Consider the following 21,429-nt stretch of genomic DNA (forward strand, 5'->3'; position numbering starts at 1 on the left):
TGGTGGGGAAAGCCAGAAAGCTATAATAAATAAGCAACCCAAACATACAGATTTTATGTCCACTATTGAGCAAATCGAAGCCGCCATCCTAAAACTGCCAGCCAGCGACTATCAAAAACTGGTGCAATGGCTGCTAGATTTAGACTATCAACGCTGGAGCGAACAGCTCGAACAAGACATCATTGGCGGTAAACTAGACAGTCTGGCACAAGAAGCACTAGCTGATTTTGAAGCAGGGCAATATCGGGCAATCTAATGCACTATACAACCCGCCGCTTTTGGAGTTGCTACGCTGCACTGCCAGAAAATGTGCAATCCACCGCCGATCGCGCTTACGAACTCCTCAAAGTCGATCCCAACCACCCATCTTTACACTTCAAAAAAGTTGGCAAATACTGGTCAGTTCGAGCTGGGCAAAGTCATCGAGCTTTGGGTACAGAAGTCAAGCAAGGAATTCTCTGGTTCTGGATTGGTACTCATGCAGAATACGACAGCTTAATTAATTAGTAAAAGTCAAGTATTTTTTGTCTTTTGGTGTGTCTCACCCTTTCAATTATCGGTTTGATGAGAAACAATTAGGCGCTCGATTTCTTCGCGGTGGCGATCGTAATGAGTTTTTGGTTTAGTAATGACGAGAAATACCCAGATCAACCTGGTTTCTCAGTTCTGCGTGTGATACCTACTTCCTTAAACTTTAGATAATCTAAATATAAACACATAATAAACCTCAATCTCATGTTTTTTACCAACAGATGACAAAGGGTGATACGCTTGGGATAGGAAGTTATTTGTCTATGAACCAAATTAAACGTGTTGCCATAGTGGGAGGAACCCACGGAAACGAACTCACAGGAATTTACCTCGTGAAGAAATTCGAGCGCGCGCCAGAGTTAATTGGGCGATCGACTTTTGAAACTATCGCCCTGCTAGCCAATCCCAAAGCTTGCGAAATCGGCAGACGCTACATCGATATTGACCTCAACCGCTGCTTTAGAAAGCAAGATTTAGAAAATCCCCATCTCTCCAGCTATGAAGCGCAGCGGGCGAAAGAAATCTACCGCATTTTTAGCTCAAAAAACACTCATCTGCCCAACGTAATTATCGATTTGCACAGCACCACATCCAACATGGGGCTAACATTTATTCTCGCCAGCCATCATCCATTTAACCTGCAACTAGCAGCTTATTTAACCTCTGTGTATCCCCAGCTCAAGGTACTCGCTTCTACAACCAAGAATCATGATAGTCCTTTGCTGCGATCGCTTTCCGAATTAGGCGGTACGCTGGAAGTTGGTGCAGTGCCGCAAGGCGTATTAGATGCGTCTTTATTTCAGCAAACTGAGCAAGTAGTCAGCCGAATTTTAGACGGCGTAGAAGCCTACAATCAAGGCACAATGCCTGCTGCAAAGAATCCCCTGACTATTTATCACACCATTGGGGCGATCGACTATCCCAGAAACGAGAACAGAGAAATTCAGGCAATGATTCATCCTCATCTGCAATCCAGAGATTATCAACCACTAAATCCCGGCGATCCCATGTTTTTAACCTTTGATGGTGAGTCAGTCTTGTATCAAGGTAAATCAACCGTTTATCCAATTTTCATTAACGAGGCAGCTTACTACGAAAAAGGAATTGCCATGTGTTTTACCCAAAAGCAAATTGTTGTTAGTCATTAGTCATTAGTCATTTCTAGAGACGGATCTGGTGACAAAAACTCCTCTTTAGAAGCCGTAGTCAAAGAACGCAATTCCTTCCATATTTCCAAAGTGAGAATACAGGTAATCAGCCACACCAAACCAGCCGTATAACCAGCAATAACATCGGTAGGCCAGTGAACTCCTAGATAAAGCCGACTCAAACCAATAGCAGCAATTAATACAACTGTCACGCTGTAAATCAACCAGCGCTGCTTGGGAAAGCGCGTACCCAAGAAATATCCTAGCAAACCGTAAATAACCATTGAAATCATCGCGTGTCCGCTAGGAAAACTGTAAAAGCGAACGTCAATAACGCGCTCCCAAAGTTGAGGTCTAGCACGGGCAAAAAGTTTTTTTAACAGTACATTTAAACCGATCGCCCCTGCGCCCGCGAGCGCAATAGTTGCGGCTTCCGATCGGTGATTGCGCGCTAGCAAAACAATACCCAAGCTCAGACACATCACTAGCAGCAACTTCGGCTCGCCCAAAAAGGTAAAGCCCAACATTATTTGATCGCGCAGCGGAGTGTGAAGGCTCCTGAGATATAGTAAAATAGATGTATCGAAAGCGTAACTTTGTTTTCCCAACACGTCTTCGGCAAGGGTGGAAAATCCCCACATCCCCAAAGCAGCAACAGCAAGCCCGGCCAGCCGAATTATCGAAATGAGCGATCGAATTTTAGAACGCATTTTCTAAGTAATTAAAATTTGAAAATTTCCAATTGAAAATAATACCACAAGTATCGGAAACGAAAAAGCCTTACCAATCGTCTAGATTCTTGAGCAACTCTATTCTGAATCATTAACTGATTTTTCACTAGCCACCTCAGCTTTTACATCCCATCGGCGAATGACTATACTATCCACAAAACACATTTCTGCAATTTTGTTGACCGTGGGGTTGACAAGTCTTTCTAGCTGTGCTAGCACAACCGGAGTCAATGCCCCGATCGCCGAAGCCAACACCATCGCCCAGCGTCTCGTCTCCACCGCAGTCGCGCAAAAGCCGAACAACCCGCAATTCGGCCAGCCGATCGACTGTACCCTAGGCAAAGACTGTTTTGTATTGCTGTATTTCGATCGAGAACCCGGCCCCACCGCCGTCGATTTTGGCTGCGGGCGCCAAACCTACGACGGCCACGACGGCACAGATTTTGCCATTCCCGACGCCAAAGCAATGGCAAAAGGAGTTCCAGTTATTGCCTCCGCAGCAGGCAAAGTTTTGCGAGCACGAGATGGTGTGGTCGATCGGCGTTTACAAAACGATACAGAAAAAGCCAACATCGCAGGCACAGAATGCGGCAACGGCATGGTAATCGACCACGGCGCAGGCTGGGAAGCCCAATACTGCCACCTCCGCAAAGGCAGCGTTGCCGTCAAACCGGGTACACAGGTACAAAAAGGCACTGTTTTGGGCATGGTGGGGAACTCTGGGATGGCCTCTTTCCCCCACGTACACGTAACTTTTCGCTATCAAGGCAAACCCGTAGATCCGTTTGTCGGGCCCGACGCGAAGGTAGGCTGCAACATCGCCCGCAATCCCATTTGGGACAAACCTCTAGACTATATTTCCACAGGTTTAATTCGGGCAGGTTTTGCCAATAAGCCGCCCGATATCAACGCTGTCTGGGAAGGACAATTTTCCGAGACTAAACTCCCTGCAAACAGTCCAGCTTTGTTGTTTTGGGTGCAAAGTTACGGAGTGCTCAAGGGCGATCGCGAACAATACAAATTATTTGCACCCAACGGCACAACCATCGCCGATCAGACCAATGAAATTAAAGCCCCCAGCCGCACTTGGTTGGGTTATGTCGGCAAAAGAAACAGTACAAATTCTCCTCTGATTCCCGGAGTTTGGCGGGCCGAATACCGGTTGACGCGGGGCGATCGAGTTTTGGCAGAAGTCAAGCGAGAAGTAGAGTTGCGTTAGTTAGTTGACTGTTGACTGTTGACTGTTGACTGTTGGCAGTATTTAATCCGTGTAGCCGCGTCAAAATCACTCTCTTCCTTCTTCCTTCTTCCTTCTTCCCTCTTCCTTCCGAAGATTATTTCAACAGCCAGCCAAATAATTCTCCGACACTCAACTGCAGTTCGTTAGCGAAGGACGGCACAGGTAGCAGCATTTCTGGTTCATCAAATACTGCTGTCTGTTGCTGGGGAACATAAACAAAAACGCATTGTTCGTCGGGATCTATCAGCCAGCCCATTTGAGTTTCATGATTTAAGCAGTGCAGAATATTTTTAGTAACTTTAGTTTGACTTTGGTCGGGCGACAAAATCTCAATTGTCCAATCAGGAGCTATGGGAAAGACATTAGCAATTTCGCCGTTATCCTCGGTGGGAATTCTGTTCCAGACAAATACTGAAACATCAGGCACTGTTGACCTTCCGCCAAAGGTACACCGGAGTTCTGGAAAAGTTCGTGCAACTTTTTTGTTTCTTAATATAGCGTTAATGAAAATAATTAGTTCACATTGAATCGCACTGTGTTTTCCTTGTGGCAGTGGTTTCTGAATAATTTGATTATCAATGTATTCGCTTGCAGGTTTGGTTTCTGGTAGTTGGAGAAACTCTTCTAAATTTAAGGGTTTTAATGTTGTTTTAACCATTTTAACTTCACCTTAATTAGATAGATCCTTTCGCGGCAGTCTAGTCTAAGGCAAATTGTTCCAAGCTTGAGCCACAATGTCGCTCAGCCAGAGCCTCTGAGCAAAATCGAGCAGATTGTCGTCGGCGAGTACCTCAGCCTTCAATTCATCCAAAGACTGAGATCGCGATCGAGCTATTTGAATCACACCCGCGATCGCCGACGCCACCAATTCTTCATTCAGTGGCTGCTGTCGCAAAGCAATCATTTCTTGAGGATTCGTAGGAATGGGATAATTCATAGGAGTGCATACCAAAGGGAGTAGATATTCAGCCGTTGCGGGCCAACCGAGAGCAAGAGCGATCGAAAACCTAAAAATCTGAGAACATTGTAAACTTATTTAAAACTAAATAAGTATTCGGGAGTATAGCCTACTTTGCTCCCTTGTCAACTCCCCCATCTTTATTAATTTATTCAGAATTGAGAGCCTAATCATGCAAGAAATTCTTTATCTAGAAGTCCCGACACCGGATACAGCAGCCGTCTGCACTTGGTTGCAGCACGAATTCGATCCCGGAATCGGAGAAAAAATTATTACTGCTGACGGCTTTCGCCTGCTTTCACCAGCCACAACAGCCGAGGTTCTCAAGTCTGGAACTCAAAATGCCAATCCGAAACCCGCATTGGCTGACACCAATTCAGGAAACCAAAATTGGCGGACAGAACTTTCCACCTTTGTCTGGTCACTGCAACGCACCACTTATTTAAAAGTCTTTCGTCTAGAAGAGGCGCCTGCGGGAGAAAAAAAGTTCCTGGAAAATCTGAATATTGCTGTGAAAAACAAGTTTCCCGATCGCTACCCGGAACCCCCTCTCATAGACCTTTCCAAACAGTCAATTTTTGAGGCTCTTGCTCCCTATTACCCCCTCACCGTCAAATACTTCCAAAAAATGCCTGAAGGCGAATACGACCTCAAGCGCGTCTACTGGTGGGAGCAACGTTGGCGCGAAAGCACTCGCAATCCTCAAAAGCCAAAACAAGTAGTGTTTTTGAAGGAAGAGGGAACAGGGAAGAAGGAAGAGGGAACAGGGAAGAAGGCAGAAGACACAATTTTGGTGTCTGATTCTGGCGATACTTTTTACGACTTAATTTATATTGGCGGGGCATTAGGAGTGATTCACGCCGCAGTCATGGCGAAATTGGGCTACCGGGTGCTGCTAGTTGAACGAATGCCTTTCGGGCGGATGAATCGCGAGTGGAATATTTCGCGGGATGAAATTCAAAGCTTAATTGATTTAGGTTTATTTACTGCTGCAGAAATCGAAACTTTGATTGCCAGAGAATACAAAGATGGCTACAACAAGTTTTTTGATGCTAACAATCCGCCCGTTGCTCAAGCGCCAGTTCTGCACACGCCAAAGGTACTCAATGTAGCTTTGGACGGCGAAAAATTGCTGAAGTTAGCGGGAGTTAAGCTAACAGAAGCTGGTGGGGAAATCTGGGACGAAACTGAGTTTATCAGAGCCGATGTTGAAGCGGAAAAAGTAGTAGTTCAAGGCCGCCACTTGCCGACAAAAGCCGATCGCACTGCATTAGGACGGCTGCTGGTGGATGCAATGGGTTCGGCTTCTCCCATCGCTTGGCAATTGAACGAAGGGCGGACTTTTGACAGCGTTTGTCCGACAGTGGGAGCAGTCATCGACGCAGGATTTGAGCCGGGAGTATGGGATTCAGAGTACGGGGATGTACTCTACACTCACGGGGACATTTCCCGGGGGCGCCAGCTCATTTGGGAGTTGTTTCCCGGCGCCGGCACAGAACTGACAGTTTATCTATTTCACTACCACCAAGTACATCCAGAGAATCCCGGTTCTTTGCTGGAAATGTACGAGGATTTTTTCACAATTTTGCCGGAATACCGCCGCTGCGATGTCGATAAATTGGTGTGGAAAAAACCGACCTTTGGTTATATTCCGGGGCATTTTAGCAGCAACAGCAGCGATCGCTCCGTGGCGGTCGATCGCCTAGTCTCGATCGGCGACGCAGCATCCTTGCAATCTCCCCTCGTTTTCACCGGCTTCGGCTCTCTTGTCCGCAATCTTTTCCGCTTAACAGACCTTTTGGATACAGCATTAAAGCACAATTTGTTGACTGCAAATCACTTAAACCAAATTCGCGCCTACCAGAGCAATGTTTCAGTAACTTGGCTGTTTTCTAAAGGCATGATGGTTCCTACAGGCAGCAGTTTGCCGCCTCAAAGAATTAATTCAATTCTCAATACCTTTTTCGGTATTTTGGCAGGACAAAAACTCACCGTAGCCGAAACTTTTATTAAAGACAGAATCGACTGGCTAACTTTCAATCGACTGGCGCTCGAAGCAGCCGGAAAAAATCCTTCTCTCCTCTTGTGGATTTTAGATTTTGTCACCTTGAGGGATATTTGGCGCTGGCTGGGAAGTTACGTGAATTTTACTCTGCTGGCTTTGGCCAGTTGGCTGTTCGGATGGCTTCCCAGCTTCGCGCGCAGGGTACAACCTTGGTTGGAACCCCGGTATCCGGCTGTTTGGCTGTCGCTGTTGGCTACCAGCTATGCTCTCACCTACGGCATGGGAAAGAGGAGAAAAGAGTTTTGAGTTTTGAGTTTTGACTCAAAACTAGCAACTTCAATTCGCTATCGAAAACTCGGCAATTCAATTTCAGCTAGCGATCGGCGTTTTTTAGAAGCCCGCAGCGGACTGGCAATCAAGCTCAGCCAGTCTGGTTGGGCGACTGCTGTAGGTTTTGCCACACTCGATCGCACTTCTTGAATGCCAAAGGTTTCAACAGAGTTCAAAATTTGAAAAGCCCTGGCCAATTCTTGGGCGTCCACTTTGGTAGCAGTTTCGGGTTCAGACTCAGCCACCGGCAGTTCAGGTTCCGCAACCGGTTCGGCCGAGTCAGTTGCCGGCTCATCAGGCTGGTAGGTTTCGCTCTTGTGCAATTGAATGCCGGATACTTCGGCTAATTTGTTGAGTTCCTGATTGGCTGGGGCTTCAGGCTCGATCGCCTCGGCAGCAGGGGCTACCTCTGGAAGCTCTTCTGGTTCCGACCAAGGTTGGACAGGGGAAGCGTTGAAGGCTGGCGGCACCGGCATCTGAGAGCTTTTGACCGCCGCGAGCAAAGATTCTAATTGTGCGCTGGCGGTGTCCAGATTATTGTCAGGCGGCTCGGTTCTCGGCGACTTTACCTGCGGCCTGTCCAAACTTCTTTCCAAGGCAGCTTTGAATTGCAGAGTGTGGCGCTGCTGGCGGTGCAAGCGGGCTCGCAATTCCCTGCAAATATTTTCTGTGGCTACTAACTGGTGTAACTGTTCGTTGTAGCGCTGCACAGTAGACGCACATTCTCGCTCAACAGTCGCTAGCCTGACTTGGCTGGTTGCCAACTGACTTCTTAAATTTTCGACTAAAATTTCTTGACTTTGGAGGGTTTGATGGGAAACTTCCACTTTGCCAAACAGCCGCGTCAATTGTTCTTGAGTATTTTCTAGTTCTGCAGTCCGCTGTTCTAGCAAAGTTTCGCGATTCTGCAAAGTTTTTTGGGACTCTTCGAGAGCTGTTTCTAGCTGGGCGATGCGCTGTAAAAGGTCGCGGTTGCATTCGTGCAGCGCTTGCATTAGGGTGACTGGGGTCGATCCTTTGCCCTTGGCCTGTTCGGCATTCCCAAGCATATTTTTTAGATTGTCTGAAATCGGGGGCGAGCCCGCCTCAGTCGGCTGTGTCGGAGATTGCGACTTTTTTGTTTCAGGTATTGTAGGAATTGCATCTACACTGATGGCGTTGGGAAAATCTACTGTTTGCCAGTCTTCTTCTGGCTGTTGGGGAACCGTTGCGGGAGGGTCTGTCGCATCGGGGGCGATCGGCTCAAAACCCCCAGTAGCAGCAAAATCTGAATGAAATGGTTCGGTATCGGATGGAACAGCAGGGTGCGGTTGGTGCTGATGGGCTCGAAGATCAGCTTCTGACATGGCTTTTTATCCCAATACTCACAGGGTCTCAGATACAGTCTATCCTTAGAGATTCTACAGAAGGAAGCCCCTAAGTGATAGTTGTTGTCATTTTTTCTGTTTTTTCGGACAATAGCCTCTGAATCGAGTTGCGCGATCGAACTACAACCCGAACTCAAATTCAGGCGTAAGATGCGCCTATGAGCACCCTACAGACGTGAGTTGTGGGTCCAGAGTCCTATCAAAATAATTTTTCCTGATGTCTAACGCACTGTTTCGGTATGCGTGCGATCGCCTAAGCTTTAACAACTGCACAATGTTTGTCAATGATTGCTGGAACTTCTGCCGGTGCAATGCGGCTGTAGCGAGTTTTGTCCGGCATCACAACTATATTTGGGCCCGCTTTACACTGTTTGAGACATCCGGTTCCCTGTACTGTCACTTTGTCTTCTAAACCGCGCGCATTCAAAGCATTTTCTAAAGCTTTACAGACTCCTCCAGCGCCCCGCTTCAGGCAGTCTGATTTTTGACATACTAATATTTTGGTTTGGGTTTTTGCCGAAGCTTTTACAGTTTGAGCGGCTGTGGTAGAGGTGAATTCGCTTTTGCCGACGATCGCGCGATCGTCGGATGTCAATACCGCAACAGGCAGATTGGTGGAGTCGAGGAGTTCTGGCGATCGATCGTTTTGACCTTGAGCCAGCTTGAGGCTGCGAGCTTTAAGTTTTATTTTACCGTTTTTCAAGTTGAGTTCTTTCTCACCTACCACTTCAACTTTCAACCCGGGCGTCAAAACAGGTAACAGAAATGACCGCAATTCCTTGCACAGTTTAACAAGATATTCTACTCCCCGAGCATTGCTAATTCGCAAATATTTAAGTTTGCAACCATCTTCAATAATCAGGCCGAGGATTTCTCCTTCTAAACTGAATTCGGAAACTTGCTTGCCAGATTTATACATTGTTATGACTCCTTTAAATCCGTTAAATCCGTTACATTTTCTACACTGAGCTTTGCCGAACTTCCTTCTACCTTGAAGGCATTTGCCAGCAGCACTCCAGCCACTGCACCAGTTCGCCCCGAGGGGCACTGACTTGCCTCAACACGCTCGTTAACTGAGCAGCTTGTTTGACAGTGTTGACTTTTGCCCGCAAAGGTTGGTCAACCGCACACCAGCAGGGAATTTCTAGCTCTTGCAAGCGTTTGTAAACTTGCCACCTGTCTAGCCAACTAACTTGCACAATGTCAGAAACTTCTAATTCTGGATCTGCTGGATTCATTTTTTAACAACAGTAATAATTTGCATTAATTTTTGCTCCTGACCGATCGCCAGCAGAAGTTAAAAGCTAGATTTCCCAGGAAAATCAAGGATTATCAAAAGCCCGGCCTGAAAAATTCTGCCTTTTCCCTTCTACCTTCTGCCTTCAGGAGGTTCGCCCCATTTTCAGGAAGCGTTCAGAACGAGAATCTTTTTAAGCATAACCCAACTGCTAATTATTCTCAATAGGTTTAGAAAAAAATTTTCCTACTCTACAAAATATTCCACTATCGAGGCAGACTCTGCTTGACTGGTAAATTTACGGTGCTAGACTGACTCTATTGGCAACAAAACTGCCTATTGAGAGGAGAACACACATGGCTGAGACTCAGAGTGCATTAAGACCATTTGGCCACATAGCCGAAAACCCAATTCTACTGGAACATTCAGTCACAGCACCGATTTGTGAAGGGATGAACGCGCTGCTGGCCAGTTTTCAGGCTCTATACCTGCAATATCAAAAACATCATTTTGTGGTGGAAGGGGCAGAATTCTACTCCTTGCACAAATTCTTTGAAGAAAGCTACGGAGAAGCTCAAGATAGCGTCCACGAGTTGGGTGAACGGTTAAACGGGTTGGGCGGCATACCGGCAGCTAGCTTTAGCAAGTTAGCCGAGCTGTGCTGTTTTGAGCCGGAAGCTGACGGCGTATATTCCTGCCGCCAAATGCTAGAACACGATTTAGTTGCGGAGCAAGCTATCCTCGGTTTGCTGCGGCGTCAAGCAGGACAAGCAGAAAGTTTGGGCGATCGAGCTACGCGCTACCTCTACGAAAAAATCCTGCTAAAAACAGAAGAGCGGGCTTATCACATTTCTCACTTCCTCGCCCCCGATACCTTAGTGCAGTTGAACTTGAACTAACAATTCTTCTTCTTCCTCTTCCTTCGCGCCTTCGCGGTTCGTTATCTTAGATAGAAAAAAAAGCGGGCAGTTTTGTGACTGCCCGCTTTTTTTATACAAAGTGCGCTTGTCCGGAGGGAATTAAGGCGCTAAAGCATTGCCGCGCAACAAGCTACCAATGGTTTTAGCGGTAATCTTCATCTGAATGAAGGGATTAGCCGGAACCACGGTTTTATACAAGTAGCTATCGAATGTGAGCTTCTGGACATCGCGATCGGCACACATTTCCACAAAAGCTTCGCGGGTAGCGTCGGAACGGTAGAACACGCGCTGCAAAATGTCCAGAACTTTGTAAGTAATGCCGTAGGCTTTATCCCACCGCTTCAGGTAAATCTTAATTTCCTCTTCAGTCGGAATGCGCGCGCCTTTATTGGAAATCTCCACAATAGTTTCGGCACACATCCGACCAGACTTGGCGGCAAAATAGATACCTTCGCCGGAAGACTTGGTAACGTAGCCGGCGGCGTCGCCTACGAGAGCAACTCGACCGACAACCCGGCGGGGACGCGGATGTTCCGGGATGGGGTGAGCTTCCACTTTAATAATCTCACCGCCCATCAGTTTTTTGGCAGCGCGGGCGCGGACGCCTGCTTGCAGCTTTTTGATGCTGGCTTGATTGACTTTCATCGTGCCGGTACCGACAGCTACGTGGTCGTATTTGGGGAACACCCAAGCGTAGAAATCGGTAGATACGTCGTCGCCGACGTACATTTCGGCTAAGTCTTCGTAGTAAGCCATTTTATCTTCTGGCAGGCGGATGCGCTCTTGGAAGGCGATCGCATAATTGTAGTCGCCAGCGTCGATCGCCTTTGCTACGCGAGAGTTAGCGCCGTCAGCCCCAATTACCAAATCCACCTTCAGAGTTTTCTGAATTCCCATTGCACTGCCGTCGGAGTGGTCGGCATAGTGGAGAGTGTAGGGGTCGGTGTTGTTGCCTGGAATTTCTAATTTGTGAACGGTGCCGTTAATCAGTTTTGCACCCAAGGAAGCGGCGCGATCGCGCATGAAGCCATCGAGCACTTCGCGGCGGCACATACCGATGTATTCGTGGGCGTTTTCAATATTGATGTCCACCTCGACGTTAGAGGGGGAGATCATTTTCATTTTTCTGACTTGGCGGTCAATAATACTTTGCGGCAAGTCAAATTCGCTGACCATGCACAGGGGAATCGCCCCACCGCAGGGTTTGGCGTTGTCTAATTTACGCTCGAATAGGTATGTTTCGATTCCTGCTTTTACCAATGTTTCGGCGGCGGAAGAACCCGCAGGGCCTGAACCTACTACTGCAACCCTTAGTGTCAAAGCTTTTCTCTCCAGTTTTTTTCTATAGGCATTACTCAGGTGTGATGGTATCACGGACTTTGGATGCGGGGGCGTGAAGCAGGGAAGATTTCAATGAAATGAAACAGAGCTTAACAGTTCGATACGAAAATCTGGTTTCGGGCAGTAGGTGCGATCGAATATCTTAAATTTTTTAGTGTAGATGAAGGTAGATGGACGGTGATGTGCGATCGAACATTTTGCACTATTTTCTAAGAACAGGCTTTCGGGCCTGTTCCACAAAGAATGAATTTTCTGCTTGTGGGCCGTTGCTCCTAGTCCGCCCGGACATGAACAGGCTTGCCTAGCCTGTTCCACAAACAGTGAATTTTCTGCTTGTGGGCCGTTGCTCCTAGCCCGCCCGCCCTGAACAGGCTTTCGGGCCTGTTCCACAAAGAGTGCATTTGGTTTTTGTGGGCAGTTGCTCCTAGCCCGCCCGGAATAGGTTAGAACCAGTCCAATAAGTTACATTAAAGTTACTTGCAGTTATATCTAAAATTCTTATGCTCGGTAATTTTCAACAAAGCAACCTGCGGATTGAGCTTGAAGCTTCCGAAACAGCGATTAGAGACAGCTTGTTGCGTCCGAGTCAATTGCAGCAGTGGATGTGGCCGCAGCAGTTATCTAGCGGTTTGCCGGAAGAATTTGCTCAAGGTTTGACCTTTACAAGTTGGCTGGGCCCCGTGGCAGTTCAGCATCACGTTGATATTGCTGAGCACAATTGTCTGCGGCTGTTATTGAGTCAGGGAATTGACGGATTTCACGAGTGGTATTGGGGCGATGGTTGGGTGCAGTCTCGGTTGGAGGGAGTGTCGCTGCTGCCGCTGAATTTGGGGCAAACGGCTAGTTTACTGCGGCTGCGGGAGTTTGTAGCCCGGAAGGGTAAGTAAATAAATGACTCTCCAAAATCCTTAGAACAAAGTTTGGTAGTCCTGCATAGCAACGAAAAATCCTAAACATTTTTAGGGGTAAAGAAGCGTTGTAATCATGGATAAAATACCAGAAGGCACCCACATGATTGGATATCTTTATAGATAGATCTGAACAAAGCCTTTCTTACCAAACGAGATCTCCTTTGCTGAAGGGTGTTATTGAATCTTTCGATATCAGAAGTTTTGCCAGTATCTTTCTCCAGAGATTTGTGTCGCTGGGGAAATTTTTTTTTAAGCCTGCCCAAAAATCTGTATAATAGACGGCACATTGTCTGTCAACTACTGGGAGGGAATCCCAAAAACCTTTAGCACCCATTTCAACTCGACTTCCTATATACATCCCTAGAATTTCTTTGCTTAAGGTATCAATTGGCCGCTCTTTCCACTGCTTGTTCCCCTTATTGCCTAAAAACGACTACATCTCATCACGTTGGATCGTTAGCTTGCCTTGGTTTTTTGACTTTACTTGAACTTTCCGGGCGACTGATGCTAATTGTTGAAAAACACATAGTATTGGAATCAGCGGGGGGACACCCTCGTGACTTTGACAATCGCAACTCAAGATATTTTTTCTAATAAAAGCTGATCTCTCAATTTTTTTGTTTCTTCTGAAATCCTTTGATGTCTCGGGTTTTAAACAAACTGCCTGTGACAATATATACATTTAAAGTTTTGCTGAGCGCTGGGGGTGGGACAATTTTTAACGATGTTTGGATAACCGAAACGGTGACAATTCATGGAGTTGAGAATTAACAAGGCTTAGGTACATCGCATGATAACTCCTTACCCTTACTATGCCAGACCACCTGAAAGCCACTTCGCTGCCGAAAAACTAAGAGTGTGTTATAAAAACATAATTTGTTCCTTTCTAAAGCGCTATTCTCGACACAACGAACCCGGTGTGTTTCGACTTCGCATTAATTTTTACCAGAAAAATAAATATGCTCTCCATTCCAGGTATTGCCGTCCAGAAGCTGCTTTACGAAAGTGCCAACTCTCTGGTTTACCGGGCTCTTCGGGAAGCGGATCGCCAACCGCTCATCCTCAAACTGCTCAAAGAAAGCTACCCCACACCTCAAGAATTGCTACGCTACCGCACCGAATACCGAATCACCCGAGAGCTGAAAGAGGCGGGAGTCGTGCAAGTTTATGACTTGCAAAAATATCAAAACAGCCTCGTGATTTTTGTAGAGGACTTTGGTGGGGAATCCTTGAAAATATGGATGCAGCAGCGAAAGTTTAGTCTAAAGGAATTTCTGCTTCTTGCGATCGCAGCCACTGAAACTTTAGGACAAATTCACAGCGCCAATATCATCCACAAGGATATTAACCCCTCAAATATTGTTTATAACCCGGAAACGGGACAGCTCAAAATTATCGACTTTGGCATTTCCACTCAGCTAACGCGAGAAATGCCAACCCTGAAAAATCCCAACGTTTTAGAAGGAACCCTCGCTTACATCTCTCCGGAACAAACTGGTAGGATGAATCGCTCTATCGATTACCGCAGTGACTTTTACTCGCTCGGCGTCACCTTCTACGAATTGCTGACAGGAAAACTCCCTTTTGAGACAGAAGACGCTTTAGAGCTAGTTCACTGCCACATTGCCAGACAACCAGTTCCCCCGCACGAAATCGAGCCAGAAATTCCCCTAATTGTCTCGCAAATTGTCAGCAAGCTGATGGCAAAAAATGCGGAAAATCGCTATCAAACTGCATTGGGACTCAAGCAGGATTTAGAAATGTGTCTGGTTCAACTACAAGAAACCGATAGCATAGAAGAATTTGACTTGGGAACGCTGGATCTTACAGACCATTTCCTGATTCCCGAAAAGTTATACGGCAGAGAAACAGAAGTTTTTTATCTATTAACGGCTTTTGAAAGAGTTCGTAATGCTAGTGCCGAAATGATGCTAGTAGCTGGCTTATCTGGGATTGGTAAAACCGCAGTAGTGAATGAAGTGCATAAGCCGATAGCCCGACAGGGTGGCTATTTTATCAAAGGCAAATACGATCAATTCCAGCGCAATATTCCCTTTTCGGCATTTGTGCAAGCATTTCGGGAATTGATGGGACAATTATTATCCGAAAGTGACGCTCAGTTACACAGATGGAAAACCCTGATTCTCACCGCAGTAGGCGAAAGTGGGCAAGTCTTGATTGACGTAATTCCTGAATTAGAACACATCATTGGCGCTCAAAGTCCTGCACTAGAATTGTCGGGGAGTGCCGCCCAAAATCGATTCAATCTGCTGATGCAGAAATTTGTGCAAGTATTTACTCAAGCAGAACATCCCTTAGTGATGTTTCTGGACGATTTGCAGTGGGCGGATTCGGCATCGCTGAAATTGCTACAACTATTGATGGAGGATACGGGGCATCTGTTAGTATTGGGTGCTTATCGAGATAATGAGGTATCACCGGCTCATCCATTTATGTTGACGGTGGATGAGATTGTGAAGTCTGGGGCAGTAGTGAATACGATTACCCTACAACCGTTGAGTTTAGCAGATCTCAATCAGTTGGTAGCAGATACGCTGATTTGCGATTTATCTTTAGCTCAACCCTTGACAGAATTGGTTTATCAAAAAACCCAAGGTAATCCCTTTTTCTCGACTCAATTCCTCAAGGCGTTGCATGAAGATGGTCAAATTATTTTTAACCCCCCTCAATCCCCTCTTAGTAAGGGGGGCAGTAAAGGGGGGTGGCAGTGCGATATTAATCAAGTTAAATTTGCCGACGCCTCGGATGTGGTGGAGTTTATGGCGGCGCAATTGCAGAAGTTGCCGGCCCCAACTCAGGATGTTCTCAAGTTGGCGGCTTGCATTGGGGCGCAGTTTGATTTAGATACATTGGCAGTAGTCAGCGAAGAATTACCAGAACAAACGGAATCAGCGCTGTGGAAAGCCTTGCAAGAAGGACTCATTTTAGTGATTTCAGAAGGCTATAACTTCATTCAAGCAGACGCTCAATCCCCAAATCAGTCTGTTGCTAATCCCACTTATAAGTTCCTGCACGATCGCGTCCAGCAAGCGGCTTATTCATTGATTCCAGACGACCAAAAACAAGCCACTCATCTGAAAATAGGACAGTTACTGCTACAAAGTTCTTCCGAGATAGAAACAGAAGAAAAACTCTTTGATATTGTGGGGCATTTAAATCAAGGAATTGAGTTAATCAATCAATTAAGTGAACGCTCAGCCTTAGCCCAACTAAACTTAGAAGGTGGACGTAAGGCCAGAAATTCTACCGCCTACGCTGCGGCAAATATCTATCTACAAACGGGAATTAAGCTACTGACACCTCAATGCTGGCAAAATCAATATGAATTGACCTTAAATCTCTACGTTGCTGCTGCTGAAATTGCCTATTTGAATGGTGACTTTGAGGGTATGGAACAGATGGCAGCACTGGTTTTGCAAGAAGCCCAAACAATTTTAGAGCGAGTTAAAATTTACGAAATTAAAATTGCCGCTCAGACAGCTCAGAGCAAGGTGTTAGAAACGATCGCAGTAGCAAGAGAAGCACTCTTACAATTGGGGATTGAACTGCCTGCCGAACCCGATCAAGCCAAGATTGGCAAAGCGCTACAAGCCCTTGCGGCCCTCCTCGGCGACAGAAAGATTGAGGAATTGGTTGACCTACCTGTGATGACAAATCCACAGACTCAGGCAGCTATGCAACTGTCTGGTATGTTGTTTCCACCCATTTTCCAGGGAATGCCCGGTTTGCTTCCCCTGCTGAGCTCAACGATGGTGAGTTTATCGGTCTCCTTTGGGAATGCGCCTGCATCGACGGTGGGTTATGCGATGCACGGGATGGTGTTCTGTGCCTTTTTACAAGAGGTGGAAACGGGCTATGACTTTGGGCAATTGGCACTCTCATTGCTCGATCGGTTGAATGTGCCCGAATTCAAGTCCACAGTTCTACTTTTGTTTGGTGGCTGGATTCAGCATCGCCAAGAATCTCTTTTGGCAACGATACCGACGCTGAAAGAGGGCTATAGGTTGGGCATGGAAACAGGCGACTTTGTAAACGCTGGCTACAACATATATATTTGCTTTTATACTTATTTATTCGCTGGGGTAGAACTAGATACTTGGGAACCAGAAATAGCAAGTTACAGGGCTGTCATGGCGCAGTTGAAACAATATTCTGCTCGGGTTTATTTGGATATGATTCAGCAGACGGTACAAAACTTAAGGGAAACCCGTATTCGGCCGGATTTGTTAATAGGCTCTGCCTACGATGAAACGGTGATGATTCCCAAGCACTATCAGGATAATGAATTCACGGCGATCGCCTGTGCCTGCATCTTCAAACTGCTGCTTGCTTACTGCTATGGGAATTATACGGCTGCCCTAGACCACATTTCCCAAGTCAAACAGTATTTGATGGGAGTATCTGGATCGGCTTTTGTTCCCATTTTTCATTTTTATGCTGCCCTGACGCGCCTGGCACTTTTTCGGGCACAGCCAGAAGCAGAGCAAACAGAAATTCTTGCCTTAGTGGAAACCCATCAAAGCACGCTGCAACAGTGGGCGCAAAACGCTCCGATGAATTATCTGCATAAATGGTATTTAGTTGAAGCAGAACGGCAACGGGTGTTGGGCAATAAAGCCGAGGCGATTGAAATGTACGATCGCGCCATTTCTGGAGCCAAAGAAAACAAATATGTTAATGACGAAGCCCTGGCAAACGAAATCGCAGCCAAATTCTACTCGGAATGGGGCAAAACAAAAGTTGCTCAAGCCTACATCTTTGAGGCGTATTATTGTTATGTTGAATGGGGAGCTACTGCTAAGGTAACGGATTTAGAAACGCGATATCCCCACTTATTCGCGGTAAATCAACCGGGAAGGAAAAATACTCAAACTACCGTAGCAATGACAACGACTGGTTCGGGGAATCACCTAGATATCACCGCAGTCATGAAGGCTTCTCAAGCGATTTCTGGAGAAATTATGCTAGATAAGCTACTGTCTAGCTTGATGAAAATTTTGATTGAAAATGCAGGGGCGCAACGAGGCTATCTGATTTTGTTAAGCCAGGGACAACTGTTCATTGAAGCTGAAGGGACAATCGATGACGAACTCGTCACCGTGTTGCAGTCAATCCCCGTTGAAACCTGTCAAGAACTTTCCTCCGCAATTGTCAATTATGTGAGCCGCACTCAAGAAAGCGTGGTACTAGATAATGCTGCGCGATCGGGACAATTTACCAACGACCGCCACATCCGAAAGCATCAGCCCAAATCAATTTTATGTGTGCCGCTGATTAATCAATCTCAAATCATTAGTATTGTTTACCTAGAAAATAATTTGACAGCGGGAGCTTTTACCCCTGAAAGAGTGGAAATATTAAAAGTTTTATCTGGACAAGCGGCGATCTCAATTCAAAATTCTAAGCTTTATACAGAAGTACGCGAAAATGAAAGCAGGCTGGCTCAACTCAACAAAGCTTACGAGCGGTTCATCCCCCATCAATTCCTCCAGTTTTTAGATAAATCAAGCATCATTGATGTGGAATTGGGCGACCAAGTGCAGTTAGAAATGTCGGTGCTGTTTTCCGACATTCGCAATTTTACCACGCTTTCGGAAACTATGACGCCGGAGGATAATTTCAAATTTATAAATTCCTATCTTTCTCGCATGGAACCCGTTATTAATGAAAATAAGGGGTTTATTGACAAATATATTGGCGATGCGATTATGGCATTGTTTAGCGGCGAGGCGGATAATGCGGTGAAAGCGGGAATTGCTATGCTGCACCGTCTCGCTGAATACAATGAATACTGCGCTAACGCTGGCTGTGCGCCGATTCAGATTGGGATTGGGATTAATACGGGTTCTTTGATGCTGGGAACTGTGGGAGGACCAAATCGCATGGACGGGACAGTCATCAGCGATGCGGTGAATTTAGCTTCTCGCGTAGAAAGTTTGACAAAAAATTATGGCGTGTCACTGTTAATTACCCAGCCAACTTATGCGCGCCTGAAAAATCCATCTCAGTACACAATCCGCACTCTAGACACGGTAAAAGTCAAGGGAAAATCCGAAGCTGTGACGATTTATGAGGTGTTTGATGCAGATCCCCCAGAAATTAAACAAGCCAAGTTAGCTACGCTGGAATTGTTTGCAGAAGCTAGGGCACTTTACTCGGAAGGGAAGTTATTTGAAGCGGCGCGGCTGTTTTCCGAGTGTTGGCGTCAGAATCCGGGCGATCGCGTGGCTAAAATTTACTGGGAACGCTGTGAGTCTGTATTGGTTACTCGCACAAAAATCAAAGACAGGCTACACAATTTAAATTAAGCGGTTGCTATACCTGACAATCACAGCAAAAGTGCGATCGACTCCTGAGACACCCTACAAATTAGGCGATCGAAATCGGGTAGGTATGTTGTTGCGCTAAAGCGCTTTAGCGTAACAACATACGAAGTCTAAAAAGTGACTGCCTGAACTATACTGCTGGCAGTAACTCCTTTCAAGACAGCTAAATATTCCCCTGTTACCTGATACTGAATTATTGTATCGCTAACAAAAGCCCCTGTTCCTTGATAAATATTTAACTGGCTAAAAGCCAGGGGGCTAATTAAATCAATTCTGTCTTGATTGAGGGTAAAATCAGCGATCGCATCAGCAGCGGAAGCGTCGGTTCCACCAGTATCGATCGCGATCGCAAACACATCAAAACCCAATCCGCCTGTGAGAGTGTCGGCACCCTTTTCTCCAAATAAGTAATCATTGCCCCCGTCGCCAAATACTATATCGTCGCCATCGTCGGCGTAAATGCGATCGTTTCCCTTACCTGAGTAAATCAAGTCAATACCGCGATCGCCCTGAATAAAATCAATCCCCTTACCACCAAAAATAATGTCATTGCCATCACCGCCCCTGATGCCGTCATCCCCTTTTTGTCCGTAAAGCAAGTCATCTCCTGCTTTGCCATGAAGATAGTCATTGCCGGGGCGTGCGTGGATCATGTCGTTCAATGCCGATCCTGTGACGCGATCGTCCTTATCTGTCAAACCGATTACTGACTTTTGGGACAAGGTTTTGACATCGCCTAAGTTATCGTTATCGCTGATATTGACTGTGAGAGGGGCGACGAGATTATTATACAATGTGTCTGTGCTGGTAGTGGCGTGGCTAATTGGACTTAGATGATTGCCCTCAACAACCGCATCGTCAACCGTAGTCACCCTTACCGTTTGAGCGACATTCCAATTTGCGGGAGTAAAAGTAAGGGCAGGTAGGCTGACAGTAACTTGGGTTCCAGGGGTAATGGCGACGGTGACATTAGCAGTTGGTTGAGTATTTAGTCGCACTTTGTATATATCGCTGCCCAAGCTTTCGAGTACGTTGGTACTGCCAAGTGGTTCAAGGAAAAGGACAGCGGGAGTACCTAGAGTTGGCGTTGGAGTCGGAGTTGTTGTCGGAGTCGGTGTTGTTGTCGGAGTCGGTGTTGTTGTCGGAGTCGGTGTTGGCGTGGGAATCGGAGTTGGCGTGGGAATCGGAGTTGGCGTGGGAATCGGAGTTGTTGTCGGAGTGGGTGTTGGCGTTGGAGTCGGAGTTGTGGTGGGAGTCGGTGTTGGCGTTGGAGTCGGAGTTGTTGTCGGAGTTGTTGTCGGAGTCGGAGTTGTTGTCGGAGTCGGAGTCGGCGTTGTTGTCGGAGTCGGAGTTGTTGTCGGAGTCGGAGTTGTTGTCGGAGTCGGAGTTGTTGTCGGAGTCGGCGTTGGAGTCGGTGTTGGCGTGGGAGTCGGTGTTGGCGTGGGAGTCGGAATCGGCGTGGGAGTCGGTGTTGGCGTGGGAGTCGGTGTTGGCGTGGGAGTCGGTGTTGGCGTGGGAGTCGGTGTTGGCGTGGGAATGTTAACAGTAAAACTGCCTAAATTGCTACCTACAAATTGATTGTCAAAAGTATCTTTTACTTGCGATGCTTGCAAATTAACAGCGTAACTGCCATTATCTGTATCATCCCAACTTCCCCCAGGCGGAGTCAGCGAATAAGTTGCCGTGCGAGCAGTGCCGTTACTATTAGTATCGACGCTGACAAAGGCAGCAGGAATAGCACCAGACGACCAATTTACTACCAGGTCAGAATTATCTAAACTGCTAACATCAACTCCACTACTATCACTGAAAGTAACTGTCAAGATTTGACTTGTACCACCCGATATAGTAATGTTAGAAACGGAACTCAAACTAGCAGGAGGTGCGGTGATATTAGCAGTACGAGTCAGTGGAGTGGCAGCGGTATTGTTATTAGTCGCAGTATCCGTAGCTTTAGCCTCCGGTACATCAACTGTGACATTACCATCACCATTCGGAGTAACGGTAAAATTATAAGTCGTGCCGCTACCTGTAAAACCGCTCACCGTACCGTTAGTAACATTAATGCCACTCGAACTAAATCCGGTCACATTTTCACTGAAAGTTGCTGTGACTAAAAATGCTGCGTTGACTGTTGTTGCTGAAGTTGATGTTAAGGCAACTGTTGGCGGAGTAATATCAGCAGTACGAACCAGTTGAGTGGCTGCGATATTATTATTATTACCCGCAGTATCATTCGCTTTATTCGCAAGTACATCAACGGTGACATTACCATCAGCGGTGGGAGTGACATCAAAGGTGTAGGTTGTGGCATTAACTGGGACAAAGTTACCGACAGTGGCATTGGTGACGGTAATATCATT

General features: G+C 46.5%; 17 protein-coding genes and 1 pseudogene. 8 read left to right on the forward strand and 10 right to left on the reverse strand.

Features of this window, described 5'->3' with window-relative positions; all coding sequences use genetic code 11:
• The first annotated feature begins 55 nt into the window (after positions 1 to 55).
• The 3 genes from QUB33_RS10395 (at position 56) to QUB33_RS10405 (ending at position 1,679) form a co-directional block, all read left to right on the forward strand.
• Entirely contained in the window at positions 56 to 256 is a 201-nt protein-coding gene (locus tag QUB33_RS10395) for a hypothetical protein (RefSeq protein WP_333350079.1), read from the forward strand.
• Positions 256 to 507, forward strand: a complete 252-nt coding sequence (locus QUB33_RS10400) for a ParE family toxin-like protein (RefSeq protein WP_333350081.1) — start codon at positions 256 to 258, stop codon at positions 505 to 507. Before QUB33_RS10395 ends, QUB33_RS10400 begins: the two co-directional genes overlap by 1 nt.
• Positions 508 to 794: 287 nt before the next feature.
• The gene (locus QUB33_RS10405) at positions 795 to 1,679 is read left to right on the forward strand and encodes an aspartoacylase (protein WP_333350082.1); all 885 of its coding nucleotides are present in this window, start codon (positions 795 to 797) and stop codon (positions 1,677 to 1,679) included.
• Here QUB33_RS10405 and QUB33_RS10410 read toward each other — a convergent pair.
• Complete coding sequence (locus QUB33_RS10410; protein WP_333350084.1) at positions 1,676 to 2,389, reverse strand: phosphatase PAP2 family protein; 714 nt, start codon at positions 2,387 to 2,389, stop codon at positions 1,676 to 1,678. The genes QUB33_RS10405 and QUB33_RS10410 overlap by 4 nt on opposite strands.
• A 160-nt stretch (positions 2,390 to 2,549) precedes the next feature.
• Here QUB33_RS10410 and QUB33_RS10415 point away from each other — a divergent pair, with 160 nt between their 5' ends.
• Positions 2,550 to 3,629: a M23 family metallopeptidase gene (locus tag QUB33_RS10415; protein ID WP_333350086.1), complete on the forward strand. Its 1,080-nt coding sequence runs from the start codon at positions 2,550 to 2,552 to the stop codon at positions 3,627 to 3,629.
• Positions 3,630 to 3,744: 115 nt separating this feature from the next.
• Here the strand turns inward: QUB33_RS10415 and QUB33_RS10420 are convergent, their stop codons facing one another.
• Both QUB33_RS10420 and QUB33_RS10425 read right to left on the reverse strand, forming a co-directional pair.
• Positions 3,745 to 4,308 (reverse strand): Uma2 family endonuclease, encoded by a 564-nt coding sequence (locus tag QUB33_RS10420; RefSeq protein WP_333350088.1) that lies wholly within the window; start codon positions 4,306 to 4,308, stop codon positions 3,745 to 3,747.
• Between the two features lie 45 nt (positions 4,309 to 4,353).
• A complete protein-coding gene (locus QUB33_RS10425) occupies positions 4,354 to 4,587 on the reverse strand; it encodes a hypothetical protein (protein WP_190662685.1) in 234 nt (77 codons plus the stop codon).
• 193 nt (positions 4,588 to 4,780) lie between these two features.
• On the opposite strand from QUB33_RS10425, the gene QUB33_RS10430 reads away from it, so the two are divergent.
• Positions 4,781 to 6,919: a flavin-dependent dehydrogenase gene (locus tag QUB33_RS10430; RefSeq protein WP_333350090.1), complete on the forward strand. Its 2,139-nt coding sequence runs from the start codon at positions 4,781 to 4,783 to the stop codon at positions 6,917 to 6,919.
• A 38-nt stretch (positions 6,920 to 6,957) separates the two neighbouring features.
• On the opposite strand, the gene QUB33_RS10435 is transcribed toward QUB33_RS10430, so the two are convergent.
• The 3 genes from QUB33_RS10435 to QUB33_RS10445 form a co-directional block, all read right to left on the reverse strand.
• On the reverse strand, positions 6,958 to 8,289 hold the full coding sequence (locus QUB33_RS10435) for a hypothetical protein (RefSeq protein ID WP_333350092.1): 1,332 nt from the start codon (positions 8,287 to 8,289) through the stop codon (positions 6,958 to 6,960).
• Positions 8,290 to 8,563: 274 nt separating this feature from the next.
• Positions 8,564 to 9,229 carry a (2Fe-2S) ferredoxin domain-containing protein gene (locus QUB33_RS10440; RefSeq protein WP_333350094.1) on the reverse strand — a complete coding sequence of 222 codons (666 nt, stop codon included), beginning with the start codon at positions 9,227 to 9,229 and terminating at the stop codon, positions 8,564 to 8,566.
• A gap of 67 nt (positions 9,230 to 9,296) precedes the next feature.
• Positions 9,297 to 9,548, reverse strand: coding sequence for an Asr1405/Asl0597 family protein (locus QUB33_RS10445; protein ID WP_333350096.1), 252 nt, complete (start codon positions 9,546 to 9,548; stop codon positions 9,297 to 9,299).
• 355 nt (positions 9,549 to 9,903) lie between these two features.
• On the opposite strand from QUB33_RS10445, the gene QUB33_RS10450 reads away from it, so the two are divergent.
• On the forward strand, positions 9,904 to 10,446 hold the full coding sequence (locus tag QUB33_RS10450; protein WP_333350098.1) for a Dps family protein: 543 nt from the start codon (positions 9,904 to 9,906) through the stop codon (positions 10,444 to 10,446).
• Positions 10,447 to 10,566: 120 nt separating this feature from the next.
• On the opposite strand, the gene chlP is transcribed toward QUB33_RS10450, so the two are convergent.
• Entirely contained in the window at positions 10,567 to 11,787 is a 1,221-nt protein-coding gene (gene chlP / locus QUB33_RS10455) for a geranylgeranyl reductase (protein ID WP_242723505.1), read from the reverse strand.
• A gap of 90 nt (positions 11,788 to 11,877) precedes the next feature.
• On the reverse strand, positions 11,878 to 12,198 hold the full coding sequence (locus QUB33_RS10460; RefSeq protein ID WP_333350100.1) for a hypothetical protein: 321 nt from the start codon (positions 12,196 to 12,198) through the stop codon (positions 11,878 to 11,880).
• Between the two features lie 110 nt (positions 12,199 to 12,308).
• Here QUB33_RS10460 and QUB33_RS10465 point away from each other — a divergent pair, with 110 nt between their 5' ends.
• On the forward strand, positions 12,309 to 12,695 hold the full coding sequence (locus QUB33_RS10465) for a hypothetical protein (RefSeq protein WP_190738401.1): 387 nt from the start codon (positions 12,309 to 12,311) through the stop codon (positions 12,693 to 12,695).
• 79 nt (positions 12,696 to 12,774) lie between these two features.
• Here the strand turns inward: QUB33_RS10465 and QUB33_RS10470 are convergent.
• Positions 12,775 to 13,475: pseudogene (locus tag QUB33_RS10470) on the reverse strand (IS1 family transposase); the annotation flags it as partial.
• 203 nt (positions 13,476 to 13,678) lie between these two features.
• Between QUB33_RS10470 and QUB33_RS10475 the strand changes: the two are divergent.
• Positions 13,679 to 19,048 carry an AAA family ATPase gene (locus QUB33_RS10475; protein WP_333350102.1) on the forward strand — a complete coding sequence of 1,790 codons (5,370 nt, stop codon included), beginning with the start codon at positions 13,679 to 13,681 and terminating at the stop codon, positions 19,046 to 19,048.
• Positions 19,049 to 19,176: 128 nt separating this feature from the next.
• Here QUB33_RS10475 and QUB33_RS10480 read toward each other — a convergent pair.
• Positions 19,177 to 21,429: Ig-like domain-containing protein (locus QUB33_RS10480; protein WP_333350104.1), on the reverse strand; the 2,253-nt coding region annotated here is incomplete at its 5' end.

It is taken from the genome of Microcoleus sp. B3-A4 (assembly GCF_036705385.1).
GTDB lineage: Bacteria > Cyanobacteriota > Cyanobacteriia > Cyanobacteriales > Microcoleaceae > Microcoleus.

Coding starts and splice junctions, on each gene's coding strand:
- QUB33_RS10445 (WP_333350096.1), bottom strand. CDS start 9,548: ATGAATCCAGCAGATCCAGAATTAGAAGTTTCTGACATTGTGCAAGTT.
- QUB33_RS10450 (WP_333350098.1), top strand. CDS start 9,904: ATGGCTGAGACTCAGAGTGCATTAAGACCATTTGGCCACATAGCCGAA.
- QUB33_RS10420 (WP_333350088.1), bottom strand. CDS start 4,308: ATGGTTAAAACAACATTAAAACCCTTAAATTTAGAAGAGTTTCTCCAA.
- QUB33_RS10430 (WP_333350090.1), top strand. CDS start 4,781: ATGCAAGAAATTCTTTATCTAGAAGTCCCGACACCGGATACAGCAGCC.
- QUB33_RS10415 (WP_333350086.1), top strand. CDS start 2,550: ATGACTATACTATCCACAAAACACATTTCTGCAATTTTGTTGACCGTG.
- QUB33_RS10425 (WP_190662685.1), bottom strand. CDS start 4,587: ATGAATTATCCCATTCCTACGAATCCTCAAGAAATGATTGCTTTGCGA.
- QUB33_RS10465 (WP_190738401.1), top strand. CDS start 12,309: ATGCTCGGTAATTTTCAACAAAGCAACCTGCGGATTGAGCTTGAAGCT.
- QUB33_RS10440 (WP_333350094.1), bottom strand. CDS start 9,229: ATGTATAAATCTGGCAAGCAAGTTTCCGAATTCAGTTTAGAAGGAGAA.
- QUB33_RS10410 (WP_333350084.1), bottom strand. CDS start 2,389: ATGCGTTCTAAAATTCGATCGCTCATTTCGATAATTCGGCTGGCCGGG.
- QUB33_RS10400 (WP_333350081.1), top strand. CDS start 256: ATGCACTATACAACCCGCCGCTTTTGGAGTTGCTACGCTGCACTGCCA.
- QUB33_RS10475 (WP_333350102.1), top strand. CDS start 13,679: ATGCTCTCCATTCCAGGTATTGCCGTCCAGAAGCTGCTTTACGAAAGT.
- QUB33_RS10435 (WP_333350092.1), bottom strand. CDS start 8,289: ATGTCAGAAGCTGATCTTCGAGCCCATCAGCACCAACCGCACCCTGCT.
- QUB33_RS10395 (WP_333350079.1), top strand. CDS start 56: ATGTCCACTATTGAGCAAATCGAAGCCGCCATCCTAAAACTGCCAGCC.
- QUB33_RS10405 (WP_333350082.1), top strand. CDS start 795: ATGAACCAAATTAAACGTGTTGCCATAGTGGGAGGAACCCACGGAAAC.